The sequence below is a fragment of the Parabacteroides sp. An277 genome, assembly GCF_002159645.1.
GTDB lineage: Bacteria > Bacteroidota > Bacteroidia > Bacteroidales > Tannerellaceae > Parabacteroides.
This window is the reverse complement of the sequence record NZ_NFJB01000023.1, coordinates 13,181-29,350: the sequence shown is the minus strand read 5'-3', so window position 1 is coordinate 29,350 and position 16,170 is coordinate 13,181. Positions and strand designations below refer to the sequence as shown.

Sequence of the window (16,170 nt, the reverse complement as noted above, 5' to 3'; positions counted from 1 at the left end):
TATCAATAGGAAATTTATTGCTTTCCTTCGGTGGTTACTTCTTTGTTAATCTTTTTAATTAATCCTTGAAGCACAGCACCCGGACCGAGTTCGATAAAGTGGTTTGCTCCGTCGGCAATCATATTTTGTACGGATTGCGTCCAGCGTACCGGTGCGGTCAATTGGGCAATCAAGTTCTTTTTAATGGTATCGGGGCATGTTTCAGCTACGGTACTTACGTTTTGGTAAATCGGGCAAATAGGCTTGCTGAATGTCGTACCTTCGATAGCTGCAGCCAATTCAGCACGAGCCGGTTCCATGAGCGGAGAATGGAATGCTCCACCAACTTTTAGTTTTAAAGCACGTTTAGCACCTGCGGCTAGCATCTTCTCGCAAGCTTCGTCGATACCTGGGATAGTACCTGAGATAACTACTTGCCCCGGGCAATTATAGTTCGCGCATACCACGATTTCATCCTTTATGGTAGCACAAATCTCTTCTACCTTTTCGTTCGGTAAAGCCAATACGGCGGCCATCGTCGAAGGATTCAGTTCGCAAGCCTTTTGCATCGCCATAGCACGCTTTGATACGAGTACCAAACCGTCTTCAAACGAAAGGGCGCCAGCGGCTACGAGGGCTGAAAATTCACCCAACGAGTGTCCTGCTGTCATATCCGGTTGAAATTCATCACCCAACGTCTTGGCCAAGATGACCGAATGGAGGAAGATGGCCGGTTGTGTTACCTTTGTTTGCTTCAAATCTTCGTCCGTACCGGCAAACATCAGGTCGGTAATGCGGAAACCTAAAATGTCATTTGCTTTCTCAAACATCTCTTTTGCAAGAGCATTATTGTCGTATAAGTCCTTGCCCATACCGACAAATTGCGCCCCTTGGCCGGGGAATACATACGCTTTCATTGTTCTATTGTTTTTCTAATTTTACTTTTTTAATACGGTGCAAAGGTAATAATTTTCGAAGGATTGTACGTACAATTCATTTCAAATTGTATCTTTGTGCCCGTCGAAAGAAAAAAACAGACTAAATAATATTTATATATCATGGACAATTTGCTATTTATTGGAAACTTAGGGACTGGTGAAATTATTATTATTGCGATTATCGTATTGCTGCTCTTTGGCGGCAAGAAGATTCCTGAACTGATGAAAGGTTTGGGCAAGGGCGTAAAGAATTTCAAAGATGGTGTAAAAGGCATCGAAGACGATATCAAGATAGACGATACGGATACAACGAACACGAACAATTCTAAGAAATAAGCAGCAGGCACGATGGAAGAACAACAAGAAGAAATGTCGTTCTGGGATCACCTGGAAGAACTTCGTTGGACTTTATTCCGTATTATCCTTGCGCTTTTTATTTTTGCGATTGCCGGGTTTTCGTTCATGCCGTGGTTGTTCGACCATGTGGTGACGGCGCCTTGCACGTCCGACTTCGTTACTTATCAGTGGATGTGTAAGATTAGTTCTTATTTCTCTTTCCTCCCTGATTTCTGTAATGACGCTTTTCAGGTAAAGATTGTGAACATTAAATTGGCATCACAATTCTTTACCCACATGACCACCTCCTTTTGGTTGGCGTTGCTCTTGACGTTTCCTTATATGATGTATGAGATATGGAAGTTCGTCAGTCCGGCGCTCTACGAGAACGAGAAGCGGAATGTCCGTTGGGTGTTTGTATGCGGGACGATGATGTTCTTCATAGGATGTCTGGTAGGCTATTTTTTGGTATTTCCGATGACGCTCCGTTTCTTGGCTACTTATCAATTGAGTAGTGCTATCGAAGACCAAGTGTCGTTGGATTCCTATATGGATAACTTCTTGATGCTTATCTTCGTCATGGGGGTGGTGTTCGAGATGCCGCTTGTTTCGTGGTTGCTTTCGCAGGTAGGGGTGTTGAATCGCTCCTTCTTCCACAAATATCGGCGTCATGCGATTGTGGCTTTGCTTATAGCAGCCGCCTTCATTACGCCCAGTAGTGATCCTTTTACGCTCAGCATCGTATTCTTCCCACTTTATGGGTTGTACGAACTAAGCGCCTTCTTTGTCAAACCGGCGCCGCCGGAAGAGGACGAGGAGCTTGAAAGGGAAGAGGCTTGATTTTATACGAATAACAGAGATAATAAGGTACTGAGGAAATGTTTCTTGGTACCTTTTTTTAACATCATTATGATACGGAAAATAGAAACTTTAGGAGTGGCACTTTGCCTGGTGTGCCCTTTGTTTGCGCAGGTGGGCGAACGGGTGTTCCGCGAGGAGAGCCGTCTCGATTCGCTTCGGAAGGGGGAATTGTCGATAGAATTGAATAGCTTGAGTTTCTTTAAAGACGATGAATATGCGGGCGGGTTCCAGAAAGGGTATTCATTGCCTGGATTCTGGTTGCAACCGAAGTTGACCTATCAACCACTGAAAAACTTGCGGCTGGAACTGGGAGCGCATCTGCTCCGTTATTGGGGCGCGACGACTTATCCCTGCTATGCTTACCACGACATCGCGGAATGGAGCGGCGAGCAATACCAACGGGGCTTTCATGCGTTGCCTTGGTTTCGGGCGGAGGCGGCCTTGTCGGATCGTTTCCGCATCGTGCTGGGCGATATCTACGGCAGGGTGAGCCATGGGCTGGCAGAACCTCTGTACAATCCGGAACTGAACCTGATGGCAGACCCGGAGGCGGGCGTGCAATTGCTCTACGTGTCCCGGCGGTTCGAGCTGGACGTGTGGGTGGATTGGCGCAGTTTCATTTTCCGGGAAGATACGCATCAGGAGTCGTTCGTAGTCGGGTTGTCGTCTGAAATCAAGCTGAATGCCGAAACCTCTCCGTGGCATTTCTACCTGCCGGTGCAGGCATTGGCGCAACATCGCGGGGGCGAGATTGATACGATTTATACGCATTCCGTGCAGACGCTGGTCAACGGCGCGATAGGGGCGGGGGCGGTTTGGAATCCGCGCCATTCCGTCGTAAAGCGCGTGGAGGCGGAGGCCGATGCCACTTTCTCTTGGCAGCAAGCGGGAGATCTTTGGCCTTTCGACATGGGGGCTGGCTTCTATCTCCGCACCTATGCCGACTTGCGCGATTTCCGGGTGAAGGCCGCGTATTGGATGTGCCGCGATTTCGTTTCGGTCTTGGGCAGTCCTTTCTACGGCGCGCTTTCGTTGTCAGACGAAGGGCGGACGTTCGATTCGCCCCAGATGGTCACGCTGGGCGCGGAATGGTCTCGCACGCTGGGCCATGGCTTTAGCATCGGCGCCGATATCGACGTATATATCCACCTGAAGAACGCCACCAGCTTCTCGGCCGGCGTCTATCTGCGCGTCAACCCTACGTTCCTTTTGAAGAAATTCTAAATAGTTGAAAGAAAATATATTCCAGTTTCCTCTCGTTTCCCCGTGAGGGAACTGGCGTTTCCTCGGGAGGAAATTCTCGTTTCCCCGGCAGGAAACTGGAGTTTCCCCGGGAGGAAACGCGCGTTTCCATACGAGGAAATTTCTGGACAATTATTTATCAATCCAAACATTGTCGGAGAGAATCCACATGGCATTCGTTCCGGAACCTAAATTATATACAATATCTCCATTCTTCCAGCCAGAAGTAGAAGCCGGTTTGGTCTTGCTCCGGCAAACGACATTATTTCCTACAAACTCGATGGCACCGATAGGCGTTATGCCGGTAATTTCGGTAATACTGTTATCTGCATTCTTCCATGGAAAACCGCAAACACTAAGTCCATTATCATAAATAAAATGAGTGCCCGTAAAAGGTAAGTCCACGTATTTTGTAGTATTATTTCCTGTCCGGATCAAACGTACCATGGCTTGATGACCGATGTCATTGGCTCCGTTCATCCACATTAATACTCCATTTCCATTCTTTGTGGGATTAACACTTGTCATATTTACTTTTGGATGTACAATCTTTCTATCTTTATCCCAAATCAAGATTGCAGAATAAGTATAAGTATCAGATTCTATTTTCCATTTTACTTGACTATTGGTCATAATCGTCCAAGAAACATTTCCTGTATTTAAAGCGGAGTTACATTGTATGCAAACATTGGCACCAGTAGAAGCTGTTTTTAATGATCCTTTTGTTGAAAGGAAATAACTGTATTTATTAAAACTGTCTATACTATTTCCGCTTTTATCGCATAAAGTTAGTCCTATAGGATAAACTTTACTTATCATATTACGTTTCACCCAATAACGATAAGAATTGGAAATTTCGAGTGAAATTCTTCCATCTATCTGTAAATCATACATACTGATAGGTTCTATATAATCTTTATTCTGGCTATCTTTCTTTTCATGCTCATAATATAAAAACGAATTATCAACTAATGAAACAACCGACAAATCATAGTTATCTGCATTTTCATCAAATACAAGGCTCGGTTCTGTTCCCTTTTCAAAGAAATTATTCGATACGTGGACTACACTCCGTTGGATTGTAAGTTGTGTATCATCGCCTTCCAAATGATTGGAAACAAAAGAAACCGCTTTGCTGTCTTTAATCAGTGAAGAAGCATTGATGATGTTATCGCAAATTTCAGCTCCATTGGTCTTATCTACTTTTAATCCTTTGAACTTATAGGAACCGCCTGCTTTTGTAATATGATTACGCTTAAAAGTCAAGTTGTCTCCCAGTCCAGATAAATCGAAAGCATAAGAATCATTAAACGCTCCATTTACATTATTATCGAATTGGCAGTCCGTAATAATTTTATTGTCTGCATAAACAGAAGATACGGATTTAACTGCTTGCGCAAAATTCCACCACCGGCAATGTGTGATTTCCATGCCACCGGAAAACAGAACGCCCTTTAAGATAGCATTCTTAGCATCGTTATTGTAGAAATATATGTTTCGTATCGCAGTTAATGGAGCAGGATAGGTTTTCACCCACATAGGATTAGAACTTGCATTTTTTACATTGACCGTAATGATGAAATCTTTTGTTGAAGAAAAATGAGGCAAACAGTTTTCCTTATCATAAGGCCATATACAAATAGTAGAACCTGCATTTTCTTCTTCCGATACCATGACTGCTTTTTCTCCACATAAAATGATTCCATATTTCATGTTAATCGGATATTTGATATAATAATTTCCCCTGGAAATATAAACTTCGCCCACTTGCTTTAATTCGATAGCTTTATTGATAGCCGCACTACAATCAAATGGGTTAGTACTTGTACTTGCTTTCGCTCCAAACCATTCCGGATAAGCCCGGTCGATATTCCAGATTCCATCAAAACTTAAAGATGTATCAAAGATTTGTGTTTTGGATGCAATGATTTGCGTGTAATTACCCATAATCTTAGCACTACCTGTTAATTTGCCACCATCAAAAATCAGTGTAACTCCTTCTTGCATGGTCATGTTGGTCGTTACAGCATGATCTTGTGTTACTACATAAACTCCTGCAGAAATGGTTTCTTTCGGAGTAAATTCCGGCCAATTGTGGGCACTTAAAGTATATGTCCCCAGAATAATGAAAACTAAAACATTAATAAATATATTCGATATTCGTAAAATCATCCTTGATTATATTTTGATTCGGATTTGCGTAGATTGTTTGAAGGGATTGATTACCTCGGCAATCTACCTTTAATTGCAATGAATTCTGTGTAAAATCGAGTGAAGTAAACAAATCGCATCCTGTACAACTAAAAGAAACCAATTCGCTAAACGAGGACAAATCAATTACAGGCAAATTTGTTAAGTTGCTTAATTTCAGGGATGTCAAATGAGTAGCTTCAATCGTTAAGTTTGATATATTCACATTGTCTGTCATTTCTATTGTTGTTAATGCTTGAGAGGATAAACTTACATTTTCCATACTTCTATTTTCTGCAATTTTAACGACATTCAGTAATGGAAAATCTACAAGGTTTACTACTTGCAAACTCTTATTATTGTCTATTGTAACTGTTTTTAATTGCGGAATATTTTCCATTTGAATAGATTTTAATTTCTCATTTTGAGATATTCTTAGTTCATCTAATAACGGTAAATCACTTACGCTAATCTCTCCAATCGAACTATTCAGAATAGATAAATATTGCAACTTCTGATAATCTTTTATGCTAATACCATCTTGATTGACGCGATTAAGAGATAGGCTTTTTAAATTAGGCGAATTGCTTATTTGATAATTTAATGCAGAGATATCCACATTTTCCAAGCCATTGCAATCTAATAATTGGACTAATGAACAATAATTTTTAGAAGTTCCACTATTACCTACCGACAAAACGGTTAAGTTTGGACAACCTTGCAATATCACTTTATCAAGACTATTATTTGTAATTTCTATATATTTCAAAAATGGCATGTCTACTAAAGACAATTCTTTGATACTGTTCATACTGCAATCGAGCGTATCTAATAAATGGCAATTAGATAAGTCTAACTCTGGAATGTAATTTCTTCTACATTTCAACACCTTTATATTTGAACCAATTTTCAATTCCTTTAGAGAATTATTCGTTGCATCTAATATTTGAATGTTCGTATGACTCAAATCTAAAGATTCTATTCGATTATTATAGCAATCCAATTCTTCAATGTTTGAATTTAAATACAAGTATTTTATAGTACCCCACGGGTTTAATGATTCTGCTTTATATCTAACATTTAATTTACGAATATCTGTATCTCGTAAATCCAATGTTTCTATCATATGCCTTCCCAGTTCCAAGCATTTTAAAGAAGCACATCCTGAAACATTTAAAGATTCTAATGTTACATCTCTTGTCTCCGTAAATATACAAGTATCTAATCGTGTACAATATGATGCATCTATCATGCTTAGCCTATGACTTTTGCATGTTTGCCTTTCCAAATTTTCCAAATGAGAAACATTCAAAAAATGTATTGCTGTACTTTCTATATCTAACTTCTTCAATTGTTTATTTTCAGTTACATCCAAACTGTATAAAACATTACCTTTTATACGCAGTTCTTCCAATGATGGAACTTCTGCAAATGAGATATTTTGTGTGGAAGCTTCTACAAATGCCGGTTCATATATATAGCTTTGCAAAGAGATTTTTTTCAAATTAGGTACTTGCTTTAAGTCCAACTTCATATCACCTACATAAGAATACAATTGTTCCAATTGCTCACAATTCTCTATCGTTAATGCACTATCCACTTTGGCTTGAAAATATAAATTTTGCATTGACGGACAATCTTTTATGGTTAAAGAATTACTATCACCACCTACACGAAGCGAATCTAAAGATGGACAATTTTCTATATACAAATTCAACGCCCATCTATTTAAAGTTATAGCCCGTGCAGATACATTTTTGATTGTTATAGATTTTTTAGTACCATCCCAAGATGATGTCAACGTCAACGTATCCAATTGCTGATTCCCGGAAATATCAAAATAGATTTCCCCGTTATAATCCAATACCCGTAATTTCGGAAAAACTTCTAAGCCTACTATGCTTAAAAAGGTGGTATCGCAATACAAACGTTCCAGATTCCCAAATTGCCGATAAAAATCCTCACCTGTTTCCAAGAAAGGGCAAGCATAGCAAGTCATTGTTTCCAAGGAATTGTTTGAAGGCAAACTGATGGTTTGCAAAGAATCGCCTTGTATGCTCAATGTCTTTAATAACGGGAAAGAAGACAAGTCCAAATGTTGGATATGGCCATTTGTTATATCCAACTTCTCCAAAGAAGTCAGATATTCCAAGCCTTCCAAATGGGTGATAGAATAATCTATTTCTAATTCTTTCACCCGTGCGGCTTCTTCCGTACTCAATGCTCCGTCTCCGTTCAAATCATAATGATCCAATAGATAAGATAACAATTCCTGGTCTTTGAACGATAGGTTAATGGACTGACCAGTTGGTTCGTCTTCTTCACAGGAGCTCATACATAAGCATAAGGAAACTACATAACTTACAAAAACAAAGTTCCATACACTTTTTTTGATTCTATTTATCAATCCACATTCCATAATGACTAATTATTAAGACATTAATAAATATATTCGATATTCGTAAAATCATCCTTGATTATATTTTGATTCGGATTTGCGTAGATTGTTTGGAGGGATTGATTACCTCGGCAATCTGCCTTTAATTGCAGTGAATTCTTGGTGAAATCAAGTGAGGTAAACAAATCGCAACCTCGACAATAGAAATCATTCAATTGGGGATAAGAAGATAAATCAATGGAAGATAACGATATTAAATTTATCAATGTCATTGATTCCAACAAAGGACTGTCAGATAAATTGATTGTTGGAAGCTCTTTGCTATCCCGAACTTCAATCTGTTTTAATTGTGGAAGATTGGATGTTTGTAATAATTGTAGTTTTTTATCTGAAATATAGAGAGTATTTAATTGAGATAAGTTTTCAATCAATATAGTTTCTGCCAAACAATCTTGTACATAAAGTGTTTTCAGATTGGGAAACTCTTCCATATTTAATACGTCTTGTGCAGCATAAGAAAGATACAAACTTTCTATCTCAGGACAATTTTCTAATGTATAATTTGTAGAAGACAAACTTAGATGTTCCAAACTTATGCAATCTACTAAACGAACCATTGTGCATTGCTCGCTACCCAAATCTACTGCTTTCAAATTGGGACATCTTTCTATTACAATTTCTTTAAATGGATTTTTACTTGTTTCAAGAAATGATAAAGAAGATAGATCTTTCAAAGACAACTCCTTTAAGTTATTAATGCTAATATTCAGTGTGTCCAATTGTGTACAATTACTTAAATCCAAAGACGAAAGTCTATTTTTATTACAAAGTAATTTTGTTATCTGAGTATTTAGTTTCAGATGTTGAAGTTCATTATCGCTAACATCCAATTTAGTTATATTGGTATGGCTTAAATCTAATGATTCAATTACATTTTCTTGGCAATACAACTCCTCCATATCAGGATTTAGTTTTATTTCCTTTAGTGCCCTATCACTATAACCAAGTCCTGGCATTTCGCCTAAATCACGAACGTCTAATGTCCGTAGCTTCGTATCACTTACATCGAGGCTTTTTATTTGGCCTTTCCCTAATTCCAAATACTTTAAATTCTTACATCCTTCGAGTTTTACAGCTTGCAAAGTAAGAGGAGCTTTGTCGATGGGAAATTGATCCATGCGAGGTGGTAAATGATATTCTTGTAAGATGCAAGTATCTAATTGTGTGCAATTAGATGCGTCCAATACATTTAAGCGATGATTCTTACAGATGATTTTTTTCAAATGAGGAAGGTTTGCTACATTTAAAAAGCGCAAACCTGCATTTTCAACATATATTTCTTTTAGCTTCAGATTCTTGCTTAAATCTACAGATGTTAAATTTCCTTTTATCGTTATGTATTCTAAATTAGGCAAATTTTCAAACAGAATATTGGGAATGGATGACGTTTCGTCTTCCGAATTGATATTATAAGAATTGCCTCTCAACGTAAGTTTTTTCAAATTGTCTGCTTGTTTTATTTGTAAAGTTTGGTTTTCTGTACAAAGCACATTTAGTTCAGATAATTGCTCGCAGTTTTCTATGGATATGATTTCAAAGTTATGAGATTCCCATTTTATTAAAGATGGGCAATCTTTTATCTCTACTTTATTTGAAAAATCAGTATGAGATTCATTTATACTGGCACTATAGTCGACTAAATTAGGACATGCCTCTATTTGAATATTTCTAAAATTACTAGTATACAGGCAAGTCAAAGCCGCTTTTTTGATACTTAATAGCTCAGAAGTACCTGTTGGATAGTAAAGGAATAACGTATCCAGTGTTTGATTGTTAGAGAGAGTAAAGTATGCTTTTCCTCTATAATTCAGCTTATGTAATTTGGGAAAAACATCTAATTCTACGTTTTGCAAAAAATTGCTATCGCACTGTAGTGTGGATATATTCCCAAATTGCTGATAAAACTCTTCACTCGTTTCTAGCAAAGGGCAATTATAGCAGGTTAACGTTTCCAAGACATTGTCTGAGGACAAGCTGAGGGTTTGTAAGGAATCGCCTTGTATATTCAAGGTCTTTAAAACAGAGAGAGTAGATAAATCCAAATGCTGGATATGGTTATTCCCTACAATCAGATTCTCTAATGCAGTTAGATACTCCAGCCCATCCGGATTGGTAATGTTAAGACCAATCTCCAATGTTTTTACCTGCTCAGCCTCATCTGTACTTAGTTCACCGTCTTTATTTAAATCATAGTGCTCCAACAGATAAGACAGTAATTCTTGGTCTTTGAATGATTGGTTGATGGATTGCTCGGCAGGTTCATCCTCTCCACAAGAACTCATACATAAACATAAAGACATAATAGTACTTGCTAAAAAGGTACTCCATACACTCTGTTTTTGTTTTTTTGTAAAATAACTTTTCATACAAATCTTGTTTTTAATGTTTTTGCAAAGAAACGAATATTACCCGTGCTTTTTTATATCAAAAAGCTGTTTTTGTACTAAAGAGCGAGGTTTATGAACCAAAGTGGGGCAATTGAGAATAGAGTGAGGGAGATATAAAAAGAAAACCAACGAATATCCAAAAGGAAAGTCGTTGGTTTTATGGAGGAAATAAACGAGATTATCGTTCGGCTCCGCCCATGATATCCAGCAATTCGTTGGTAATGGCCTGTTGACGTGTCTTGTTGTAGAGCAGTGTCAAGTCTTGGAGCAATTCGTTCGCGTTGTCGTTGGCCGTTTGCATGGCCATCATGCGGGCGGCATGTTCGGCGGTTGTCGTGTCGAGCAACGTGGTGTAGATTTGTAAGTTCAACATCTTCGGATACAACAAGGCTTGCAAAGCCGCAGCAGATGGTTCCAAAATGTAATCTGGCGTATATCCCGTTGTAAGCGGTTTCGCCTCGATGGAAAGCGGAAGATACTGTTTGTGCGTCAAAATCTGTTGCACCATATTCTTATAATGATGATACAAAAGCTCGACGCGATCCACTTTCCCCTGCAAAAAGTCTTCTTGCAGGCGGGCGGATAGCTGGGTAGCTGCTTCATAAGAAAGGTGTTCGGCAAGCGAAACAAACATTTCTTCGTAAGTATATCCCGCTTTGCTTAACTCTTTTGCAATCTTTTTGCCTACCGGATAAAACACGATGTGCAATTGTTGCTCCTTATACGCTTCTATCAACTTTTCCGTCTCTTTCCACACATTCGAATTGAAACTACCGCACAACCCCGTGTTAGAAGAACATACCACCATGGCTACATTTCGGACTTTGCGGCTTTCCGTATAGGGCGACGTCATGTCCGCCTCGGCCGCCAACAGGCTTTGTAAGATACCTGCCAATTGTTCGGAATAAGCCAGCGTACGTTCGGTCGCCGTTTGCGTATGATGCAGTTTGGCTGACGCCACCATCTTCATCGCCGCCGTGATTTTCTGCGTACTGGTGATGGAGGAAATCCGATTTTTTATTTCTTTTAATGAAGCCATATTCGTGTATTATTTAAAGGAGGCCGCAATTTGTTTCGCTGTATCTTCCAAGATATGCGTCACGTCGCTATTAATAACACCTTTCTTGAGCACGTCTAACACATCCGCCTGATGGGAAGTCGATAAAGATTCGAGGAACATTTTCTCGAACTCGTGTACTTTGCCGAGCGGTACATCCTTCAACAATCCATTCGTTCCGCAATAGAGAATCGCAATTTGCTTCTCGACGGGCATCGGGCTGTATTGAGGTTGTATCAACAGGCGTGTATTCTTTTGCCCTTTATCGATAGTGAAAGCGGTTACCGGATCCATTTCGCCTCCAAACTTCGTAAACGATTCCAGTTCGCGGAATTGGGCTTGGTCTATCTTTAATGTTCCGGCTACCTTTTTCATTGCCTTTAACTGCGCATTACCACCTACACGAGATACCGAAATGCCGACGTTGATTGCCGGACGGTTTCCTTGGTTGAACAAGCTTGTTTCCAAGAAAATCTGGCCATCGGTAATGGAAATCACGTTGGTGGGAATATAGGCCGAAACGTCGCCTGCCTGTGTTTCAATGATGGGAAGCGCCGTAAGCGAACCGCCACCTTTTACTTTCCCCTTCATGCTGTCGGGCAGGTCGTTCATTTGTTCAGCTACTTCTTGCTGGTCGATGATTTTGGCGGCGCGTTCCAACAAGCGGGAATGCAGATAGAAGATATCTCCCGGATAAGCTTCACGCCCGGAAGGACGACGAAGAATCAACGATACTTCACGATACGCCACGGCCTGTTTGGAAAGGTCGTCGTACACTACCAAAGCATGGCGTCCGCTGTCTCGGAAATATTCTCCAATGGCCGCGCCGGCAAATGGAGCAAAATATTGCATGGCAGCCGGGTCGGAAGCTGTAGCACTTACCACAATTGTATAATCCATGGCTCCCTTTTCCTGCAAGGTATTGACCAAGCTGGCAATCGTAGAACCTTTCTGTCCAATTGCTACATAGATACAATATACAGGTTTTCCTGCTTCATAAGCCGAACGTTGGTTGATAATGGTATCTACTGCAATCGCTGTCTTTCCCGTCTGACGGTCGCCGATGATTAATTCGCGCTGGCCACGTCCGATCGGAATCATGGCATCAATTGCTTTTATACCTGTTTGCAAGGGCTCATTTACAGGTTGACGATAAATAACGCCAGGAGCTTTTCGTTCCAAAGGCATTTGGCAAGTTTCGCCTGTGATTTCACCCTTTCCATCGAGGGGATTTCCCAACGGGTCGATTACACGACCTACCATGTTTTCGCTTACATTGATAGAAGCGATGCGTCCTGTGCGTTTTACGGTATCGCCCTCTTTGATTTGGTCAGTCGGACCTAATAGGACAGCACCGACATTGTCCTCCTCCAAGTTCATGACGATGGCTTCCATCCCATTATCAAAACGGAGCAATTCATTGGCTTCCGCATTGTCTAATCCATAGATACGCACTACGCCATCACTTACTTGGAGTACTGTACCCACTTCTTCCAGCTTGATGCTGTTTTGGATACCTTCCAGTTCTTTGCGAAGAATCTCGGAGACTTCGCTAATTTTTATTTGGTCTGTCATATTCTCAATTTTATTTACTTTGCAATAACCGTTCGCGGATGTCTCTTAATCGGCCGGCATAGCTGGCATCTAAGCGATAATTCCCCATTCGCAAACGGAAACCGCCAATTAATTCTGGTTTTACTTCTCCAGAGAATTCGATAATATTACCGGTCTCTTGTTGAAGTTTCTCAATCAGATGCTTTTCCGTCTTTTCACTTACGGGCGCCGCGCTACTGAAGATGATGCGTGTAATTCGCTTGTCTGTCCGATAAAGATGAATATAAATGTACGTGATAAATAGCAAGCAACTTTCCCGTCTATGATTCAGAATCAGCCGGATGAAACGTTTGTAAAGTTCACTTGTTTCCCTTCCGCCTGCATCTATCAGTAATTTTTCTTTCTTTTCGGTCGGCACAATCGGATTGCATAGCGCGGTTTTAAGAGCCGGGGCAAGTGTGAAACTGGTATTTAGCATTTTTATGTCTTCATATACCGCGTTTTCTTGCCCTTTTTCTTTCGCCAGCGAGAACAAAGCCCGTGCATATCGCGATGAAATGGTTCCTAAATCCATACTCGTTTATGATTTATTGAAAGACATTTCATCGAGCAACCGATTGATAATAGCCTCTTGGCTCTTATCTTTTCCAATCTTATCTTCCATTACTTTCTCGGCAATGGCAATGGATAAATCGGTGATTTCGGCACGCACTTCGCGAATCGCCTTTTCCTTTTCTTCTCGGATGCGGCGGGTGGCTTCTTGCAGCTGCAAATTAGCCGTGGCCGCAGCTTTCTCTCGTGCTTCTTCGATAATGTTCTCTTTTTCAGCCATAGCCTGCTTCAGAATCGCATTTTGCTTTTCTTTCGCCTCGGCTAAAATCCGTTCTCCTTCTTTCTGGATGTTGGCCAATTGCTCGTTGGCTTTACGAGCCGTCTCCAGCGAACCTTCAATATAGGCTTTCCGGTCTTCAATAGCTTTGACAATGACCGGAAAACCATATTTTGACAGAATGACAAGAACGATACCGAATGAGAGAATCATCCAAAACAGAAGTCCCGAATCCGGTGTTAGTAATGACATATTCTGTTATTTTGGTTTATTGGAACAATCCAAGGAAACATACCACAATTGCAAACAGTGCCACACCTTCTACCAACGCACTCATAATCAACATGGAAGTACGGATATCACCTGCGGCAGACGGCTGACGTCCAATTGCTTCTACGGCACCTTTACCAATCAAACCGATACCGATGCCGGCTCCGATAGCGGCTAATCCAGCTCCCATTGTTGCACCTAATTTTGCTAAGCCCATTGAGGCTGCTTGTAATAATACTGCTGATAACATACGTCTTAATTTTTTAGTTTATAACCTTTTTATTTCGTAACTATAATTGCTTCTATTATTAGGCTTAAATGAACGAAAAGAGGCCTGTCTTTTCGCGATTTATTCCCTTACTTTTGCCAAACCGATATAGCTGGCCGACAAAAGCGTGAAAATGTATGCTTGCAAGCAAGCGACGAACAACTCCAAGCAGTTCATAAAAATACAGAACGCAATGGATACGAGCGTCATTCCCATATTTACCCAGATGCCCATCGATACGGTGATGAAAATCAAACAGGTCAATGCCAAGATGATAGTGTGGCCTGCCATGATATTGGCAAACAAACGAATCATCAGGGCGAACGGTTTGGTAAATATCCCGAAGAATTCTACAAAAGGCATAATGGGTATCGGCAATTTCAGGAAGATAGGCGTGTTAGGCCAGAATATATCTTTCCAATAAGCCTTCGTTCCGAACAGATTGACGGCCAGGAAGGTACAAACAGCCAATACCATGGTGACGGCGATGTTTCCCGTCACATTTGCTCCTCCCGGGAAGATAGGAATAATACCCAGCAAGTTATTAATAAGGATGAAGAAGAATACGGTCAGCAAATAGGAAGAAAAGGGTTTATAATCCCGTTCTCCGATGCTTTTCCGGATGACGTCCTCTTCAATATAATTGACAACCGCTTCCATCATGCCCACAAAGCCGCCTGGAGCCTCGCCGGGATGCTTTTTGTACCAATGTGCGGTCTTCAATATACTTATTAATAAGAGGCAACAAGCCAATAACAATCCGCATACGTTTTTCGTAATGGAAATGTCTATCGGACGGACAACCTCGCCTGAAGCCAGCGTTTCGACCACTTTTCCGGCATATTCACCCTCTTGCGCCAATGAGAAGTTCTCATACGTTGCTCCTTTGTGCAATCGGGCGGATGAGAAACAATGCCATCCGCTTTCCTCACCTTTCACGATAATCGGCAGCGGGATAGCGATTTCATGCTCGTTCCAATCCGTAATATGCCAAGTGTATGAATCTTGGATATGCGAGAATACAATTTCCTGCACATTGATGGCCTCTTCTGCTTTTGTTTGGAATCCAACCAACAAAAGGCAGAGCATCGCGATCCATTTCCAACAGTTATTTCTTGCTTTGTCCATTTTTTTCTTCTTTTAGACGTTTCAGTCGTTTCTTCTCGTACAAGTAATTCGTATAGGTTTCCATCGCGAGGTAGATGAAATAGAAGAGCATCAAGGTAAACCCAAAGGCTTTCAGTTTTTCTCCTACCCACGCAGCGTACATCCATAAGAATGCACAAGCCAAAACGAACCGGCACATACGCACTACCATAAATACGGTAATAGACATGTCTCTTTTATGGCGCTTTACGCTATCCAAGAAAGCGACCATCGCCAATGCCGTCAACCAATAGAACAACGGTATGGAAGGAAACCACGTAAAGTAGTGTTCCGGCCAAATCGTGTAGAGCAGTCCGCCGAGGCTGACACCCAAGACTACATTCACGAATGTAATCAAACCAAAGAGTTTCATTCTTAATCTGCCACTCATGGTTGCTTGCCTCCTTCCGGTGATTCTTCGATGCAGACAGAGAGGATGTCGTTCTCTACTTTTACAAACCCGCTGCCTACCGGTTGTTCATTTTCTGTTCCTTCTACACGATACCGAATAACTCCCTTTTGTAGCGCCGATATCAACGGAGCGTGATGGGGCAATACGTCGAACGAACCGTCCAATCCAGGGAAAGTAACCACTTCGGCTTTTCCTTCGTATAAGACCTTTTCTGGAGTTATAATCTTCAGTTCCATATCGTTT

General features: G+C 40.8%; 15 protein-coding genes. 3 read left to right on the top strand and 12 right to left on the bottom strand.

Translation table 11 applies throughout. The features are described 5' to 3' along the window. Positions 1 to 14: 14 nt before the first annotated feature. Positions 15 to 896, bottom strand: a complete 882-nt coding sequence (gene fabD / locus B5F77_RS10290) for an ACP S-malonyltransferase (RefSeq protein ID WP_087330455.1) — start codon at positions 894 to 896, stop codon at positions 15 to 17. Between the two features lie 141 nt (positions 897 to 1,037). Here fabD and B5F77_RS10285 point away from each other — a divergent pair, with 141 nt between their 5' ends. The 3 genes from B5F77_RS10285 (at position 1,038) to B5F77_RS10275 (ending at position 3,338) form a co-directional block, all read left to right on the top strand. Continuing rightward, positions 1,038 to 1,253, top strand: coding sequence for a twin-arginine translocase TatA/TatE family subunit (locus B5F77_RS10285; protein WP_087330453.1), 216 nt, complete (start codon positions 1,038 to 1,040; stop codon positions 1,251 to 1,253). A 12-nt stretch (positions 1,254 to 1,265) separates the two neighbouring features. Next, positions 1,266 to 2,093, top strand: a complete 828-nt coding sequence (tatC, locus tag B5F77_RS10280) for a twin-arginine translocase subunit TatC (protein ID WP_087330450.1) — start codon at positions 1,266 to 1,268, stop codon at positions 2,091 to 2,093. A 69-nt stretch (positions 2,094 to 2,162) separates the two neighbouring features. Then, positions 2,163 to 3,338 (top strand): hypothetical protein, encoded by a 1,176-nt coding sequence (locus tag B5F77_RS10275; protein ID WP_087330448.1) that lies wholly within the window; start codon positions 2,163 to 2,165, stop codon positions 3,336 to 3,338. A 150-nt stretch (positions 3,339 to 3,488) separates the two neighbouring features. On the opposite strand, the gene B5F77_RS10270 is transcribed toward B5F77_RS10275, so the two are convergent. From B5F77_RS10270 to B5F77_RS10220, 11 genes are all read right to left on the bottom strand, one after another. Further along, a complete protein-coding gene (locus B5F77_RS10270) occupies positions 3,489 to 5,528 on the bottom strand; it encodes a glycosyl hydrolase family 28-related protein (RefSeq protein WP_087330446.1) in 2,040 nt (679 codons plus the stop codon). Then, positions 5,497 to 7,965, bottom strand: a complete 2,469-nt coding sequence (locus tag B5F77_RS10265) for a hypothetical protein (protein ID WP_140392866.1) — start codon at positions 7,963 to 7,965, stop codon at positions 5,497 to 5,499. Before B5F77_RS10265 ends, B5F77_RS10270 begins: the two co-directional genes overlap by 32 nt. A gap of 20 nt (positions 7,966 to 7,985) precedes the next feature. Continuing rightward, positions 7,986 to 10,370 carry a hypothetical protein gene (locus tag B5F77_RS10260; protein WP_087330442.1) on the bottom strand — a complete coding sequence of 795 codons (2,385 nt, stop codon included), beginning with the start codon at positions 10,368 to 10,370 and terminating at the stop codon, positions 7,986 to 7,988. 199 nt (positions 10,371 to 10,569) lie between these two features. Beyond that, positions 10,570 to 11,430 carry a F0F1 ATP synthase subunit gamma gene (locus B5F77_RS10255; protein ID WP_087330440.1) on the bottom strand — a complete coding sequence of 287 codons (861 nt, stop codon included), beginning with the start codon at positions 11,428 to 11,430 and terminating at the stop codon, positions 10,570 to 10,572. A 9-nt stretch (positions 11,431 to 11,439) separates the two neighbouring features. Continuing rightward, positions 11,440 to 13,023 (bottom strand): F0F1 ATP synthase subunit alpha, encoded by a 1,584-nt coding sequence (gene atpA, locus B5F77_RS10250; RefSeq protein ID WP_087330437.1) that lies wholly within the window; start codon positions 13,021 to 13,023, stop codon positions 11,440 to 11,442. Positions 13,024 to 13,033: 10 nt separating this feature from the next. Further along, entirely contained in the window at positions 13,034 to 13,576 is a 543-nt protein-coding gene (locus tag B5F77_RS10245; RefSeq protein WP_087330435.1) for a F0F1 ATP synthase subunit delta, read from the bottom strand. A 6-nt stretch (positions 13,577 to 13,582) separates the two neighbouring features. Further along, positions 13,583 to 14,083 carry a F0F1 ATP synthase subunit B gene (gene atpF, locus B5F77_RS10240; RefSeq protein WP_087330434.1) on the bottom strand — a complete coding sequence of 167 codons (501 nt, stop codon included), beginning with the start codon at positions 14,081 to 14,083 and terminating at the stop codon, positions 13,583 to 13,585. Positions 14,084 to 14,099: 16 nt separating this feature from the next. Next, entirely contained in the window at positions 14,100 to 14,351 is a 252-nt protein-coding gene (gene atpE, locus B5F77_RS10235; RefSeq protein WP_087330432.1) for an ATP synthase F0 subunit C, read from the bottom strand. A 99-nt stretch (positions 14,352 to 14,450) separates the two neighbouring features. Beyond that, positions 14,451 to 15,458: a F0F1 ATP synthase subunit A gene (atpB, locus tag B5F77_RS10230; protein ID WP_239446251.1), complete on the bottom strand. Its 1,008-nt coding sequence runs from the start codon at positions 15,456 to 15,458 to the stop codon at positions 14,451 to 14,453. A gap of 19 nt (positions 15,459 to 15,477) precedes the next feature. Beyond that, a complete protein-coding gene (locus tag B5F77_RS10225) occupies positions 15,478 to 15,906 on the bottom strand; it encodes a hypothetical protein (RefSeq protein ID WP_087330427.1) in 429 nt (142 codons plus the stop codon). Then, a complete protein-coding gene (locus B5F77_RS10220) occupies positions 15,903 to 16,163 on the bottom strand; it encodes a F0F1 ATP synthase subunit epsilon (protein ID WP_087330425.1) in 261 nt (86 codons plus the stop codon). Before B5F77_RS10220 ends, B5F77_RS10225 begins: the two co-directional genes overlap by 4 nt. Between the last annotated feature and the right edge of the window lie 7 nt (positions 16,164 to 16,170).